Origin of the sequence: Streptomyces sp. DT2A-34 (assembly GCF_030499515.1) — a bacterium.
Lineage (GTDB): Bacteria > Actinomycetota > Actinomycetes > Streptomycetales > Streptomycetaceae > Streptomyces.
In genome coordinates this window covers 5,851,939-5,866,608 of the sequence record NZ_JASTWJ010000001.1, presented here as the reverse complement: position 1 = coordinate 5,866,608, position 14,670 = coordinate 5,851,939, and the positions used below count along the sequence as shown (strand labels likewise).

Annotated in this window: 15 protein-coding genes and 1 tRNA gene; 3 read left to right on the top strand and 13 right to left on the bottom strand. The window is 70.8% G+C overall.

Going from position 1 to position 14,670, the window contains the following annotated elements; all coding sequences use genetic code 11:
• Nucleotides 1-28 precede the first annotated feature (28 nt).
• The 3 genes from QQM39_RS26325 to QQM39_RS26315 are packed head-to-tail and all read right to left on the bottom strand — an operon-like array spanning nucleotide 29 to nucleotide 3,422.
• A complete protein-coding gene (locus QQM39_RS26325; RefSeq protein ID WP_302000014.1) occupies nucleotides 29-922 on the bottom strand; it encodes an SDR family oxidoreductase in 894 nt (297 codons plus the stop codon).
• The gene (locus QQM39_RS26320; RefSeq protein ID WP_302000012.1) at nucleotides 919-1,881 is read right to left on the bottom strand and encodes an alpha/beta fold hydrolase; all 963 of its coding nucleotides are present in this window, start codon (nucleotides 1,879-1,881) and stop codon (nucleotides 919-921) included. The genes QQM39_RS26325 and QQM39_RS26320 overlap by 4 nt, the downstream gene beginning before the upstream one ends.
• Nucleotides 1,878-3,422, bottom strand: a complete 1,545-nt coding sequence (locus QQM39_RS26315; RefSeq protein WP_302000010.1) for an NAD(P)/FAD-dependent oxidoreductase — start codon at nucleotides 3,420-3,422, stop codon at nucleotides 1,878-1,880. The genes QQM39_RS26320 and QQM39_RS26315 overlap by 4 nt, the downstream gene beginning before the upstream one ends.
• A 173-nt stretch (nucleotides 3,423-3,595) precedes the next feature.
• On the opposite strand from QQM39_RS26315, the gene QQM39_RS26310 reads away from it, so the two are divergent.
• On the top strand, nucleotides 3,596-4,270 hold the full coding sequence (locus tag QQM39_RS26310) for a MerR family transcriptional regulator (protein ID WP_302000008.1): 675 nt from the start codon (nucleotides 3,596-3,598) through the stop codon (nucleotides 4,268-4,270).
• Here the strand turns inward: QQM39_RS26310 and QQM39_RS26305 are convergent.
• Nucleotides 4,267-5,070 carry an exodeoxyribonuclease III gene (locus QQM39_RS26305; RefSeq protein ID WP_302000006.1) on the bottom strand — a complete coding sequence of 268 codons (804 nt, stop codon included), beginning with the start codon at nucleotides 5,068-5,070 and terminating at the stop codon, nucleotides 4,267-4,269. The two genes, QQM39_RS26310 and QQM39_RS26305, sit on opposite strands and share 4 nt — an antisense overlap.
• Before the next feature lie 187 nt (nucleotides 5,071-5,257).
• Nucleotides 5,258-5,881, bottom strand: coding sequence for a superoxide dismutase family protein (locus QQM39_RS26300; RefSeq protein WP_302000004.1), 624 nt, complete (start codon nucleotides 5,879-5,881; stop codon nucleotides 5,258-5,260).
• 588 nt (nucleotides 5,882-6,469) lie between these two features.
• Here QQM39_RS26300 and QQM39_RS26295 point away from each other — a divergent pair.
• Complete coding sequence (locus QQM39_RS26295) at nucleotides 6,470-6,946, top strand: GNAT family N-acetyltransferase (protein ID WP_302000002.1); 477 nt, start codon at nucleotides 6,470-6,472, stop codon at nucleotides 6,944-6,946.
• Nucleotides 6,947-6,950: 4 nt separating this feature from the next.
• Here the strand turns inward: QQM39_RS26295 and QQM39_RS26290 are convergent, their stop codons facing one another.
• The 8 genes from QQM39_RS26290 to galU form a co-directional block, all read right to left on the bottom strand.
• Nucleotides 6,951-8,171: an MFS transporter gene (locus tag QQM39_RS26290; RefSeq protein WP_302000000.1), complete on the bottom strand. Its 1,221-nt coding sequence runs from the start codon at nucleotides 8,169-8,171 to the stop codon at nucleotides 6,951-6,953.
• Between the two features lie 122 nt (nucleotides 8,172-8,293).
• Nucleotides 8,294-8,367: transfer RNA gene (locus QQM39_RS26285), tRNA-Ala, on the bottom strand.
• 69 nt (nucleotides 8,368-8,436) lie between these two features.
• Nucleotides 8,437-9,732, bottom strand: coding sequence for a gephyrin-like molybdotransferase receptor GlpR (gene glpR, locus QQM39_RS26280; RefSeq protein WP_301999999.1), 1,296 nt, complete (start codon nucleotides 9,730-9,732; stop codon nucleotides 8,437-8,439).
• Between the two features lie 195 nt (nucleotides 9,733-9,927).
• Nucleotides 9,928-10,563: a GNAT family N-acetyltransferase gene (locus QQM39_RS26275; protein WP_301999997.1), complete on the bottom strand. Its 636-nt coding sequence runs from the start codon at nucleotides 10,561-10,563 to the stop codon at nucleotides 9,928-9,930.
• A gap of 20 nt (nucleotides 10,564-10,583) precedes the next feature.
• Nucleotides 10,584-11,129, bottom strand: coding sequence for a molybdenum cofactor biosynthesis protein B (locus tag QQM39_RS26270; protein ID WP_301999995.1), 546 nt, complete (start codon nucleotides 11,127-11,129; stop codon nucleotides 10,584-10,586).
• Nucleotides 11,126-11,620 (bottom strand): cyclic pyranopterin monophosphate synthase MoaC, encoded by a 495-nt coding sequence (gene moaC / locus QQM39_RS26265; RefSeq protein WP_301999994.1) that lies wholly within the window; start codon nucleotides 11,618-11,620, stop codon nucleotides 11,126-11,128. Before moaC ends, QQM39_RS26270 begins: the two co-directional genes overlap by 4 nt.
• A gap of 86 nt (nucleotides 11,621-11,706) precedes the next feature.
• Complete coding sequence (gene glp, locus QQM39_RS26260) at nucleotides 11,707-13,029, bottom strand: gephyrin-like molybdotransferase Glp (protein WP_301999993.1); 1,323 nt, start codon at nucleotides 13,027-13,029, stop codon at nucleotides 11,707-11,709.
• A gap of 4 nt (nucleotides 13,030-13,033) precedes the next feature.
• The gene (gene galU / locus QQM39_RS26255; RefSeq protein ID WP_301999992.1) at nucleotides 13,034-13,936 is read right to left on the bottom strand and encodes a UTP--glucose-1-phosphate uridylyltransferase GalU; all 903 of its coding nucleotides are present in this window, start codon (nucleotides 13,934-13,936) and stop codon (nucleotides 13,034-13,036) included.
• 133 nt (nucleotides 13,937-14,069) lie between these two features.
• Between galU and QQM39_RS26250 the strand changes: the two genes are divergently transcribed.
• Nucleotides 14,070-14,651, top strand: a complete 582-nt coding sequence (locus tag QQM39_RS26250; RefSeq protein WP_301999991.1) for a 5-formyltetrahydrofolate cyclo-ligase — start codon at nucleotides 14,070-14,072, stop codon at nucleotides 14,649-14,651.
• Nucleotides 14,652-14,670: the final 19 nt, after the last annotated feature.

The following is a 14,670-nucleotide window of genomic DNA, read 5'->3' as shown; positions in this document are numbered from 1 at the left end:
ACACGGCCGACAACCCTGCGCATGTCGATCAGTCACGCCCCGTAATCCGCGCAGTTCGCTCCCGCTCATCGGCCGCGCCCCCCGCCCCGACCAGCCCCGTACGCATCCCCTCCAGCCGCCCGGCGAACCGCCGCATCTCCCGCTGCCCCACGGACCCGATGATCCCCGGCAGATACCCGCGCACACCCTGCATCCCGCGCAGCCACCACTGCCCGTACACATGGCTCGACCGCCGCTCGATGCCGGCCACGATCCGGTCGACCGCCGGCCCCAGCGGATAGGTCTTGTTGGACGGCCAGGGCAGCCGCTTCCTCAACTCCCGCATGACGTCGTCCTGATCGGCCCCGCGCACCATGTCGGTGTCGGTCCAGGACAGATACCCGACCCCCACCCGCACGCCCTGGTAACCGACTTCGGCCCGCAGACTGTGCGCATACGCCTCCACACCCGACTTGGACGCGCAGTACGCGGTCATCATCGGCGCCGGAGTGATCGCCGCCAGCGAGGCGATCTGCAGCAGATACCCCCGGCTCTCCATCAGCACCGGCAGAAACGCCCGCGCGGTCACCGCCGACCCGATGAGATTGACCTCGATGACCCGCCGCCACGCCTCCGGGTCGGAGTCCACGAACGGCCCCCCGGTGGCGACACCGGCGTTGGCCACCACGATGTCGACCTTCCCGAACCGCTCCTTCACCTCCCGCGCCACCTGGGCCATCGCCTCGTGGTCCGTCACATCGGCGTACCAGTGGTCGCTGTCGCCGTGCAGCCGTTCGCAGACCTGCTTGAGCGCGTCCGGCTCCAGCCCGACGAGCGCCACGCTCGCGCCGCGCGCGGAGAGCTTGCGGGCGAGCAGCTCACCGACGCCCCGCGCCGCCCCGGTGACGACGGCGACCTGTCCTTCGAGGCTCACCCTGCTCATGCGCCCTCCTTGACCTGCGTGTACGTGTCGGCCTGCGGGTACGTCCGGTCCTGCGCGTACGTCGTGACGAGCTCCCGTATCTTCCTGGTCACCAGCTCGGGCGCCTCCACCGGCGTCATGTGCCCGAGGCCGGGCAGCTCGGTGACGCCGAGACAGTTCGGCAGCGCGGCGGCCAGCGAGCGGGCGTGCACCGGCGGGGTCAGGCGGTCGGCCGTACCGACGACCACCGCGGTCGGCGCCGCCAACTCCCGTACGCCGTGGTCGAGATCGAGCAGGTCGAGCACGTGCGACCAGGCGTGCCGCACCTTGCGCGGGCACGCGTGGACTATCCGCGCGCATGCCTCGACCATGTGCGGGGCCGAACCGGGGCCCATCGTCCCGTACTTGAGGATCGCCCTGGCGATCGGCGTCACCGGTCCGAGCGGTGCCCGGGAGCCGAGTATGTGCTTGGTCAGCCAGGTACGCAGACGCCCGGGACGTATCGGTACGACGGTGGACTCGGCGACCAGCCGCGACGATCCCGTACTGCACAGCAGGACGGCGGCCGCATGCTCCCGGAACCCCGGGCGGGTGGCGGCGGCCAGCACCGTCATGCCGCCCATGGAGTGCCCGGCGATCACGGCCTTCTCACCGGGTGCGAGCGTCGCCTTCAGTACGGCTTCGAGGTCGTCGGCGAGGGCGTCGGTGCTGCACGCCGGGCTCGCCGGGCTGCGTCCGTGGCCGCGCTGGTCGTAGGCGATGACCCGGTGGTCGGCGGCCAGCTCCCGGATCTGCGCCGCCCAGAAGGCGGTCGAGCAGGTCCAGCCGTGGGCGAGGACGACGGCGGGCGCGGCAGGGTCGTCGACGGGGCCGTGCACCTCTATGTGCAGCCGGGCGCCGTCGGCGGAGACGGCGATGAGCTCGCGGGCGGGGGCGGGCGGGGCGTACGGCCCGGACTCCACATGCATGAGACGGCTCACGCGGTCACCTCGGCGCTTTCCTTGCCTTCCTTGTCTTTCCTGTCTCTCTCAGCTTTCTTGTCTTCCTTGACGGACGACCGGACGACGACGTACTCGGCGAGATCCACCCGCCGTGTGGCCCGCCGGAACTCGGTCGTCGTACCTGGCCAGATGGTGGTGTTACGGCCGTTGGCGTCGAGGTACCAGCTGGTGCAGCCGCCGGTGTTCCACACCGTCCGCCTCATCCGGTCCTGCACCCGCCGGTTCCAGGCGGCCACGGCGCTCGGCCGCGCGTCGAGAGCCACCCGGCCGCCGAGGACGTTCAACTGCCGTACGAAGTCGGCCATGTAGTTCAGCTGGGACTCGATCATCAGGATCATCGAGGAGTTCCCGAGCCCCGTGTTGGGCCCGATGATGGTCACCCAGTTGGGGAACCCGGCGGCCGACGCGCCACGCAGCGCCTCCATCCCGCCCTTCCACGCCTCGGCGAGGGTCCTGCCCTCCGCCCCCACCACCCGCTCCGCGATGGGCATGTCGGTGACACGGAACCCCGTCCCGAACACGATCGCGTCGACCTCGGCCTCGCTCCCGTCGGCGGCCACGACGGTCGAACCGCGGATCTCGCTCAGCCCGCCGGCCACCACATCCACATTGGGCTGGGCGAGCGCCGGATAGTACTCACTGCTCAGCAGGATCCGCTTGCAGCCGATGCGGTAGTCGGGGGTCAGCTTGGCGCGCAGGGCGGGGTCCTTGATGGAGCGGCCCATGTTGCGCTTGGCCAACTGCTCGATCATGCCCAGCTCGCCCGGGTGCTTGGTGAACGCCTGGACCTGGAGCTCCCGGAGGCCCCACAGCAGCCCGCGCCGCAGCTGCGCGGTGAAGGGCAGGGCCCGGTGCAGGGAGCGTTCGGCGCCGCTGATGGCGCGGTCCATGCGGGGCATGACCCAGGGCGGGGTGCGCTGGAAGAGCGTGAGCCGCTCGACCTCGGGCTGGATGGCCGGCACGATCTGGATGGCGGAGGCGCCGGTGCCGACCATGGCGACGCGCTTGCCGCGCAGGTCGAAGTCGTGGTCCCAGCGGGCGGAATGGAAGACCCTGCCCGGGAAGGAGTCCAGCCCCGGGATGTCCGGGACCTTCGGATCGGACAGCGGCCCGGTGGCGGAGACGACGAAATCGGCCGACAGATTCCCACTGGTGGTCTCGATGTCCCAGCACAGCCGCTCCCCGTTCCAGGTCATCCGCCGCACCTCCGAGTTGAAGCGGATGTGGGGGCGCAGCCGGAAGACGTCCGTGACGTGCTCCAGGTAGGCGCGTATGTGCTCCTGCCCGGAGAAGGTGCGCGGCCAGTCGGGGTTGGGCGCGAAGGAGAACGAATACAGATGGGACGGCACGTCGCACGCGCACCCGGGATAGCTGTTGTCCCGCCAGGTGCCGCCGACGCTGTCGGCCCGCTCCAGGACGACGAAGTCGGTGACGCCCTCGCGTCGCAGCCGTACGGCGGCCCCCAGCCCGCCGAACCCGGACCCGACCACCGCGACCCGCACATGTTCGCGTTCGGCCATGCCTTTGCCTCCATGCCTCACCGGGAACGTCACCCGGAACCGGAACTGGAACCGGAACCGTGCCAGTGAACACTGGCGCAATGGGAGAGTAGAGGAGGACTCTACCGACCGGTAGGGGTCGGTCCAGAAAACCACCGAGGAAAGTTACCGCCGGTACGACTTAAGGTTCCCAGGTGACCGAGAAGCGTGAATACCGCGTGGAGGAGCTGGCCCGCCTGGCCGGCATCACGGTGCGCACCCTGCGCTTCTACCGCGAACGCAAGCTGATACCGCCGCCCCGCCGCGAAGGCCGCATCGCCTGGTACGACGATCACCACCTGGCCCGCCTGCGCACGATCGCCGCCCTCCTGGAGCGCGGCCACACCCTCACCGGCATCGCGGAACTCGCCGAGGCCCTCGACCACGGCCGCGACGTCGCCGACCTCCTCGGCGTCGCCACCCCCACCGAGGAGAAGCCGGTCCACCTCACTCCCGAGGAACTCGCCGCCCGCTTCGAGGGCCAGGTCACCCCGGAGAACCTCGCCCTCGCCCTGGACCTCGGCTACCTCGGCACCGACGGCGACGAGATCGTCCACGTCAGCCGCAGCCTGCTGGACGTCTCCTCGGCCCTGGTCCGCGAGGGCATCCCTCTCTCGGAGGTCCTGGCGGCGGGCAAGCGGGTCCGCGAACACGTCGACGACCTCGCGGAGATGTTCGCCGACCTGGTACTGCGCCACACCCACGACGGCGACTTCCAGCGCCTGCGCCCCCTCGCCCGCAGCGTGGTGGAGGCGGAACTGTCACTGGCGCTGGACCGGAGGCTGCGGAAGCAGAACGAGGGGGACCGACGAGGCGCCGAGCAGGCCTAACGGTCGTAGACCACCGTCACCGGCGCATGATCCGACCACCGCTCGCCATGCGTCGCCGCCCGCTCGACGTACCCCTTGAGCGCCTTGGCGGCGAGCCCCGGCGTCGCCACGTGGTAGTCGATGCGCCAGCCGGTGTCGTTGTCGAAGGCCCGCCCGCGGTACGACCACCACGAGTACGGCCCCTCGGTGTCCGGATGCAGCGACCGCACGACATCGACGTAACCGCCGGCACCGAGGTCCAACACCTGGCCGAGCCACTCCCGCTCCTCCGGCAGGAAGCCGGAGTTCTTGGTGTTGCCGCGCCAGTTCTTCAGGTCGGCCTGCTGGTGGGCGATGTTCCAGTCGCCGCAGACCAGCACTTCACGACCGTCGGCGGCGGCACGCTCGCGCAGGTCCTTCAGGTAGGCGAGGAACTCGCCCATGAAGCGGACCTTCTCGTCCTGCCGCTCAGTGCCGACCTCGCCGGAGGGGAGGTAGAGGGAGGCGACCGTCACACCGGGCAGGTCGGCCTCGACGTAGCGGCCGCTGTCGTCGAACTCACTCGACCCGAAGCCGACCTGGATGCGGTCGGGCTCACGGCGGGTGTAGAGGGAGACACCGGCGCGCCCCTTGGCAGCCGCGGGCGCGTGCACGACGTGCCAGCCGTCGGGCGTGCGGACGTGCTCGGGCAGCTGCTGCGGCTCCGCGCGCACCTCCTGCAGGCACAGCACATCGGCTTCGGTGCCGGCGAGCCACTCCACGAAGCCCTTCTTCGCGGCGGCCCGCAGCCCGTTCACATTCACAGAGGTCACAGTCAGCAAAACACTCTCCTAGACAAGAGGAGGCGTACGTTACTGGGCGACCTCCCTGCCTCTGTCCATGACCTCGCCCGTGAGGGCGCCCAAGGGTCCGGTTCCCACCCCGTGGGCAAGGAAATGGGAACCCCGGACACGGACGCCCCCTTGGTCAGCCTCCGGCAGACGTAACCCCCACCCGGAACGATGGGGGTTACATGAACGGCACGTTCACACAGGCAAGCCGCGCACCGGCTGTTCCGGCGTGACCGGCGTGCGTGGCGGTGGCCATCTCGTGCAGCACCACTGAACGAGCCCCGCCCTCGCGGAAGCGCCAGTCCACGGTGGCTATGGAGCGGGCGGAGCCGTCCTTGTTGGTGGTCAGGTCCAGCCACACCTTGTTGTCCGGGTTGGCGAACGCGGGGTCGACCGAGGGCTGCGTCGGGTCCAGCAGGTTCTGGTAGTGCGGTCCGGCGTCCGTGGGCAGCTTGCCGCACGGCTTGGTGTGGACATGAGCGCCGTAGACCCGATCGGCCCCGAGGTCCCGCAGGCGCAGCTCGATACGTGTCCCGCCGCTGCGGCGCAGTTCCTCCTTGACCTGGACCCTGCTGCCCACCGGCACCTGCTGGGTGTTGTAGGTCACCGCCTGCGCCCAGGGAGCCGCGTCCACCGGGGCGAACACCGTTCCGATGACCATCTTCGGGATCGGGGCGTTCGTGCTCTGCGGCTCGGCGGCACCCGCGATCGTCATCACACTGGCTCCGGCGGCGACCGCCAGAATGCCGGCGGCCGCGATCAGGACGCCTTTGTTCAGGGCGTTGTATTTATGTCTGGGCATGGTTCGTCTCTCCGGTATGCGCAGGGGAAGCATTCCGCGCTGTCCCAGAAGGGGAGCAGCACCCAAGGTCAGACGCTTTGCGGAAACTTGAGGCGCCCAACGCTTGAGCCTGCAACGTACAGGGCCGATCAAGTGATAGCGGACCCCTACTGATGAGTACCTGAGGAGGCTTTGTGAAAGTTCAAATAACTGGCGGTTAGTCAGGAATCCTGTTGATCAACACAGCAAGGGCGCGAGCCGGTTCGACCGACTCCGCACACTGCGGCACCTAGCGGAGTCCTTCAACCTCGGCCACACGGCGAAGACGACGGAGGCTGTCACGCGGGACGAGTCAAGACATGGACGTAACTCTCAGCGACCGCGCCCGCCCGCCCCCGGCGCTGCGTACGCCCGGGCGACTGCGGCCCTGCGAACACCGAAGCATGTACCCCCGCGTTCGAGCGGACCCGCTCGGCTCCCACCCCGGGCCTTACGCACATTGACCGAGGTCACAGTGGGCACCCCGGCGCCCTACCGGCACACTGGACGTCGTCCGATTCTGGAACCTATTGACCACTCTTGATCTTGAATTGATATACGGTACATAGCATGCATATACATCGCGCCTCCTTCGACCACCCCGACGCCGTCAAGCTCAACGACCAGGTGCAGGCCGAGTACGGCGTCCGCTACGGCGACGACGGGGACGCCACGCCCCTCGCGCCGACGGACTTCGAGCCGCCGGACGGCCTCTACCTGATCGCCTACGACGAGCTCGGCACCCCCGTCGCCTCCGGCGGCTGGCGCGCCCAGGACGAGAACGGCGAGGGCAACGCGGACGGGGACGCCGAGCTCAAGCGGATGTACGTCGTCGAGCGGATGCGCGGGCAGGGCCTGGCGAGACGCATCCTGGCCGCGCTGGAGGAGGACGCGCGGGCGGCGGGCCGCACCCGCATGGTGCTGGAGACCGGCGCCAAGCAGCCGGAGGCGGTGGCCCTGTACACGTCCAGCGGGTACGAGCCGTGCGCGAAGTTCGGCTACTACCGCTTCCACGAGCTGAGCCTGTGCTACGCCAAGGCGCTGTGAGCGGTCAGTCCCGTGCGGCGTTGACGCGGTAGACGTCCCGCACGCAGAGGTTGAGAACGGCGGAGGCGACGACGAGCCCGGCACACGCCACCAACACCGTCCGGTTGTCCCAGATGCCGGCCGCGAGAGCGGTCAGCAGATAGCCGAGCGGAATCGCCAGCCGCTCCCCAACACTGTTGAACGCGCTCATGCGCCCCAACTCGCCCTGCGGCACATGCCGTTGGAAGGCGGTGGTCCACGCGACGATCGCCACGTCCAGCCCGACGCCCGCGAGCAGGGCGGTCAACAGCAGCCAGGGCAGCGGCAGCCCCCAGCCCATGACGAGCAGGGGGATGGCCATGGGCAGGCAGGCCGCGACAGCCACCACGAGCAACCGGTACGGCCGCCAGCGCAGACACACCACCGTCCCGGCCAGCAGCCCCGCCGCGAACGCCCCCTGGACGAGCCCCCAGTCACGCGCCCCGCCGTACCGCTCCGCCGCGACGACCGGCCCCAGCAGTTGGAACCCCGCCAGCCACGCGGCGACGAGGACGGTCCCCGCGACCGTGTACGTCCACAGCCAGGTCCGCGACCAGAAGCCGGCCCATCCCTCCCGCAGATCGCTCAGCACGCCGGTGCCGGTGACCGGCGCGTCCAGGCGCAGCCCGAGCAGCAGAAGGGCGGCGACGGCGAAGGTGAGCGCGTCCCAGGCCAACGCCCAGGCCGGGCTGCTGACCGCGACGACAACCCCGCCGATCGCCGGTCCGAGCACCTTGACCGCGTTGCTCGGCAGCCTGAGCAGGGCGTTGGCCCGCTGCAACTGCTCCGCGGGCACGATCTGGGCCACGGCTCCCTGAGCGGCGGGCACGGTGAAGGCCACCGCCGTCCCGGAGGCGAAGCCGCAGACCGCGATGGAGCCGGTCGTGGCGTGCCCGGTGGCGACGACGGCCGCCAGGGCCCCCTGGGCGGCGGCCGCCAGCAGATTGCCGAGGAAGAGCAGCCGGCTGCGGGACATACGGTCCGCGAGCACTCCGCCCATGAGGAGGAAGACGATGGTCGGCACGGTGTTCGTGGCGAGCACCACACCGAGGGCCCCGGCTCCTCCGCCCTGTTCGATCACGGAGTAGGCGAGCGCGAGGGGCGCCATCGCGGATCCGGTGGCGGAGATCCAACTGGCGGTCACGAACCGCCGAAAGGCCGCGTTCCGCAGCGGCGTCGCCGGTAACCGTGCGGCGGCCTTCTCCACGCTCCCCCTCGGACACACCGAAGCTTGAACACACCGAAGCTTGGACATAACAAAGATCCCGCCCGATCAACCGATCGGACGGGATCTTTCAACTCCCAAGTTCCCTTGGAAAGTTGTTGCGGTGGACCTGAGGGGATTCGAACCCCTGGCCCCCTCGATGCGAACGAGGTGCGCTACCGGACTGCGCCACAGGCCCTTGCAACGAGTGAAACTTTAGCACCCCGATCGGCCTGCTTGGAAATCCGTTCCCGGCCCCGGCCGGGCACTACTCGTTCGCCGCGCGCGGCCGGTCGCCGTCCTCGTACTGGTCGAACAGCGGCGTACGGCCCCGCTCGCGCGCCCGGCGGGCGGAAGCGGCCCGGCGGGCGTCGCTCCGCCCGCCCTCCTCGGCCTTCTCCTCACCGCGAGCCTCGTCTCCCGACTCGCCCGACGCTCCCGGCTCCGCGCCCCGCGCGGAACCGTCCCCGGCATCGCCGCCCGCGTCCCGGTCCCGGCCGACGGGGCTGGACCGCGCCGAGCTCCACGCGTCCGGCGCGCCGAGGTCCACGTCGGGAGTGGCCCGCGGCGCGACCGGCGCGGTCACGTACGTCGGCAGCGGCACCGGAACCGGGTCCCAGCTGTCGCCGTGCCCCGGCCTGCGCCGGCGCTCACGCTGCTGGTCGACCCACTCGGCGTGATCGGTCTGCTCGACGAGGGCGCGCCGGTCCGCGGCGAGGGCGGACAGGCCGGGGTCGGTGCCTGGTTCGGGCCCCTCGTCGGCCTCGTCGAGACCGGCACCGGAGTCGGGGGCACCGCGCCGGCGCGACTGGCGCGCATGCTCGCGAAGCCGCTGCGCGGCGGCCTCGGCGCTGCGCCGGTCCATCTGGTAGGCGAAGCGACGGCGCTCCTGGGAGCGCAGATACGCGATGTACCCGCTGAGCATCACGGCGGGAACGCCGGGCGCCCACAGGAAGGCGAGCCCGCCGACCGCGGCGACGATCGCGCCGAGCGTGAAGGCGAGGAAGAGCATCACGGTGGTGCGCCGTCGGCGCGCGAGCACCTTGAGGCGTCTGGCACGTGCCGCGGCCGCCTCGTCCGAGGGTGCTCGCCGGGGTGCGGGCACCCGTTTGCGCGCCTGGGACGTCGGGCCGGAGCCCGCTTCGGCCGCGGGCGCGTTGGCACGTTCGGGGGCCGGCCTGGACCCGTGTTCGGGTGCCGCCTTGCCTCCCTGTTCCCGTGCGGATTCACGCGCCGGCTCCGGGCGCTCCGGTGCCTGGGCCTGGACCGCCGCCTGGGTCTGCGGACGGGTCGGAAGCATGGCGAAGGCCCGGACGTCCACCGACTCGGTGACGTCGCCCGGGTCATCGGCGCTGGGCTCCCCCTCGTCGGTGGAGCGCGCGCGCAGGTCCTTGGCGTACCGGCGCTCCATCCCCGCCCGTCCGGACAGCAACCGGATGGCTGTGCTGAAGCGTTCCGTCGGACGGGCCTCGTTCAGCTCGTCCTGCCTACGGAGCCACATCGGCACCAAGTAGGCGGCCCAGGCCCCGACAATGACTGCGTAGATGAGGCCGCTGCTGCTCACGCCTCACACGGTAGAGGGGTTTGCGTGAGGCCATCTGCCAATTGAGCCGGTGTGTCGCACGATCTGGCTGATATTTCGAACTTTTTTTGTGACCGATGCGATCAGCAGCCCGCCCAGGCGCGAATTTAATGCCCCGAGGCGGTCATCCGACGTCAATTTCGAACACTTATTCAATTTCCGGGGGCCGCTTCCCGGCTACGCGGGATTGCCCCGGCTGTTCTGCGGGTTCGTGTGCGGTGTCTCCTGTGAGCGTGCCCGGTGCCAGCCGCCCAGCAACCCCTCCGGCACCTCTTCCGCCGTGAGCGCGAAGACGAGATGGTCCCGCCAGGCTCCGTCGATGTGGAGATATCGCGGACGCATCCCCTCCTCGCGGAATCCGAGTTTCTCCACGACCCGGCGGCTCGGGCGGTTCTCGGGGCGAATGCAGACCTCGATGCGGTGCAGCCCGACGGTGCGGAAACAGTGGTCCGCGACCAGCGCCACGGCGGTCGGCATCACCCCGCGGCCCGCCACCGCCTCGTCCACCCAGTAACCGATGTGCCCCGAACACATCGAGCCCCAGGTGATCCCGGCGACCGTCAACTGCCCGACCAGCCGCCCCTGGTACTCGATGACGAACGGCAGCATCCGGCCCGAGTTCGCCTCGGACCGCAGGTGCCGGACCATCTGGCGGTAGGTGGGCCGGTGCGCGATCGGCCCGGTGGGCGTGGGCGGCGGAATCGTCGCCTCCCAGGGGCGCAGCCAGTCCCGGTTGCGCCGGTTGACCTCGCGCCAGACCCGTTGGTCGCGCATCTTTATCGGCCGGAGGACGACATCGCCGTCCCCCAGCACGACGGGCCAGGATGGGCTGTTCAGCTCGCACCCCCGCTGCTGGGTCTGGGGTGATCGCCGCCGCGGATCTGGTCGACGGCGTGGATCAGGAGGGGCTCCAGGACGGCCAGGCCGTCCTTCACCCCGCCGCTGGAACCGGGCAGATTCACGATCAGGGTGCCCCTCGCCACTCCGGCCAGGCCCCGGGAGAGCGCGGCCGTCGGCACCTTGTCCCGGCCGAACGCCCTGATGGCCTCCGCGATGCCCGGTACCTCGTGTTCGATCACCGCGCGGGTCGCCTCCGGCGTGCGGTCGGTGGGCGAGATGCCGGTGCCGCCGGTGGTGACGATGACGTCGTAGCCGGCGTCGACGCCCGCACGCAGGGCGGCCTCGACGGGGTCGCCGTCCGGGACGACCTGCGGTCCGTCGACCGCGAAGCCGAAGCGCCTGAGGCCGTCGGCGATCAACGGGCCGCCCTTGTCCTCGTAGACCCCGGCGGCGGCCCGGTTGGAGGCGGTGACGACCAGTGCGGCGTACGGCGCGGTGAGCGCGAACAGCACACCGCCCACCGAAGCGTCGGAAGTCATGCCCGGCTCCAGTCGCCCGACTTGCCGCCCGTCTTCTCCTCGACCCGTACGTCCGTGATGACCGCTCCCTTGTCGACCGCCTTCACCATGTCGATCACGGTGAGCGCGGCGACGGAGACCGCGGTGAGGGCCTCCATCTCGACGCCCGTGCGGTCCGTGGTCTTCACGGTGGCCACGATCTCCACGGCGTCGTCCGCGACCGACAGATCCAGTTTCACACCGGACACCGACAACGGGTGGCACAGCGGGATCAGGTCCGGGGTGCGTTTGGCGCCCATGATGCCCGCGATACGCGCGGTGGCCAGGGCGTCGCCCTTCGGCACGCCCTCCCCGCGCAGCAACTCGATCACGCGGGGTGAGACGAGGACCCTGCCGCTGGCACGGGCGGTGCGCGCGGTCACGTCCTTGCCGGAGACGTCGACCATGCGGGCCGCGCCCGCGTCGTCGATGTGCGTCAGTCGGTCCTGCGGGGGTGGGTCCTGCGTGCTCATGCTTGTGTGGCGCTCCCGGTCCGGGCCCGTCGCGGTGCGGCGCACGGGCCTGCTGTGCGCGACACGGTACCGCCAAGCAGGGCCTCTCAGCCGAGCAGGACCACCTCGACCTCGCTGCCGGGCTCGACGCTCTCCACGTCCTCGGGGACGACGATCAGCGCGTCCGCGTGCGCGAGGGCCGCGATCAGGTGGGATCCGGCGCCGCCGACCGGCCGCACCGCACCGTCGGCCAACGTCCCGCGCAGGAACTGTCTGCGCCCCTTCGGCGAGGTCAGCGCCTCGTCCACCGCCAGGGTCGCGGTCGTCCGCGGGCGGTGGACGTCCTCCAGGCCCATCAGGGTGCGGATCGCGGGGCGCACGAACAGTTCGAAGGAGACGTACGACGACACCGGGTTGCCCGGGAGCGCGAGCAGCGGGGTGTGGTCGGGGCCGATGGAGCCGAAGCCCTGGGGCTTGCCGGGCTGCATGGCGAGCTTGCGGAACTCGACGCCGCTGCCGGCCTCGTCCTCGTCGCCGACGTGGGACAGGGCCTCCTTGACGACGTCGTACGCCCCGACGCTCACGCCGCCGGTCGTGACCATGAGGTCGGCGCGGACGAGCTGGTCCTCGATGGTGGAGCGCAGGGTCTCGGCGTCGTCGACGACGGCACCCACCCGGTAGGCGATGGCGCCGGCGTCACGGGCGGCGGCGGTGAGGGCGAAGCTGTTGGAGTCGTAGATCTGGCCGGGGCCCAGGTCCTCGTCGGGCTGGACGAGTTCGCTGCCGGTGGACATGACGACCACGCGTGGGCGCGGGCGCACGCGTACCGTGCCGCGGCCGATCGCGGCGAGCAGCGCGATCTGCGGCGGGCCGAGGACGGTGCCGGCTTCGAGGGCGCGGTCGCCGGACTTCACGTCGCTGCCCTTGGCGCGTACGTGTGCGCGTGCCTCGGCCGGCCGGTAGACGTGCACCTGGCCCTGGGCGCCCTCGGGGGCGAGGCTGCGGGCGCGCATCCCGGTCACCGGGCCCTCGCCGAGGCCGCCGTCGGTCCACTCCACCGGTACGACGGTTTCGGCGCCGGGCGGCAGCGGGGCGCCGGTCATGATGCGGGCGGCCTGGCCGGGGCCCACCTGGAGCAGGTCGGCCTGGCCCGCCGCGACGTCCCCGACGACCTCCAGGGCGGCGGGGAACTCCTCGCTCGCGCCCGCGACATCCGCGACCCGCACCGCGTACCCGTCCATGGAGCTGTTGTCGAACGGCGGCAGGGAGACCGGCACCGTGACGTCCTCGACCAGGACGCAGCCCTGGGCGTCGAGCAGTTGCAGCTCGATGGGTTCGAGGGGGCGGACGGTCGCGAGGATGTCCTCCAAGTGTTCGTCCACCGACCAGAGGTGGTCCTGGTCGGCGGGGCGGGTCGCGGCGGTGCTCAAATCCCTACATCTCCTCGGCTACGTAACTGCGAAGCCAGGTCCGGAAGTCCGGGCCCAGGTCTTCACGTTCGCATGCGAGTCTGACAATGGCACGCAGATAGTCGCCGCGGTCACCGGTGTCATAACGGCGGCCCTTGAACACGACGCCGTGCACGGGGCCGCCGACCTTCTCGTCCGCGGCGAGCTGCTGGAGGGCGTCGGTGAGCTGGATCTCGCCGCCGCGGCCCGGCTCGGTCTTGCGCAGTATGTCGAAGATGTGCGGGTCGAGGACGTAACGGCCGATGATCGCGTAGTTCGACGGGGCGTCGGCCGCGGCGGGCTTCTCGACGAGGTCGTGCACCTTGACCACGTCGCTGTCCTCGGTGGGGTCCACGGCCGCACAACCGTAGAGGTGGATCTGCTCGGGGGCGACCTCCATGAGCGCGATGACGCTGCCGCCGCGCTGCTCCTGCACCTCGACCATCCGCTTGAGCAGCGGGTCGCGCGGGTCGATCAGGTCGTCGCCGAGCAGGACGGCGAAGGGCTCGCGGCCGACGTGCGGGGCGGCGCACAGGACGGCGTGGCCGAGGCCCTTGGGGTCGCCCTGGCGGACGTAGTGCATGGTGGCGAGGTCGCTGGACTCCTGCACCTTCGCGAGCCGGCCGGCGTCGCCCTTCTTCTGAAGGGCCGATTCCAGCTCGTAGTTGCGGTCGAAGTGGTCCTCCAGGGGACGCTTGTTGCGGCCCGTGATCATGAGGACGTCATCGAGACCGGCGGAGACGGCCTCCTCGACCACGTACTGGATCGCCGGCTTGTCGACGACCGGCAGCATCTCCTTGGGAGTGGCTTTGGTGGCCGGCAGGAAGCGGGTACCGAGGCCCGCTGCGGGGATGACAGCCTTGCTGATCCGAGGGTGCGACTGAGTCATGCCCGCCACCATATCCGGTGCCTTTGCAGGGAATCTGAGGCTCCGGTTAATTGGCTCTCATATGAGCGCATTAGGAAGGGTTCGGGAACGACCAGTGAGTCACATCGGACGTCCGGCCGAGACTGACAAGCGAATGTTGCGGCGAGAGTTCGTCTCGGTGAGGAACAGGTTGACAGCCGATGACCTGCGGACATCGGCGGCCGCGCTGGCCGGGCGGGCGCTGGAGCTGCCCGAGCTGGCGCATGCGCGCACGGTGGCGGCGTACGTCTCCGTGGGGAGTGAACCCGGCACGCTCGCGCTGCTGGACGCGCTGCGCGCGCGGGGTGTGCGCGTCCTGCTGCCCGCGCTGCTGCCGGACAACGATCTCGACTGGGGCGCGTACACGGGAGAGGGCTCCCTCGCCCGCGTCCAACACGGCGGAAAGACGGCCCTCTTCGAGCCCACCGGCGAACGCCTCGGCCCGGACGCCGTGACCGACGCCGACGTCGTGCTGCTGCCGGGCCTCGCGGTCGACGCGCGCGGGATGCGTCTGGGGCGCGGCGGGGGGTCGTACGACCGCGTCCTCGCCCGGCTGGAACGCGCGGGGGTCCATCCCGCCCTGGTGGTGCTGCTGTACGACTCCGAGGTCGTCGAGCGAGTCCCCGAGGAGCCGCACGACCGGCCGGTGCACGCGGTGGTGACGCCGTCGGGCACGCGCCGCTTCCGGGAGGCCTGAGCCGCGCTCCGCATGCGAA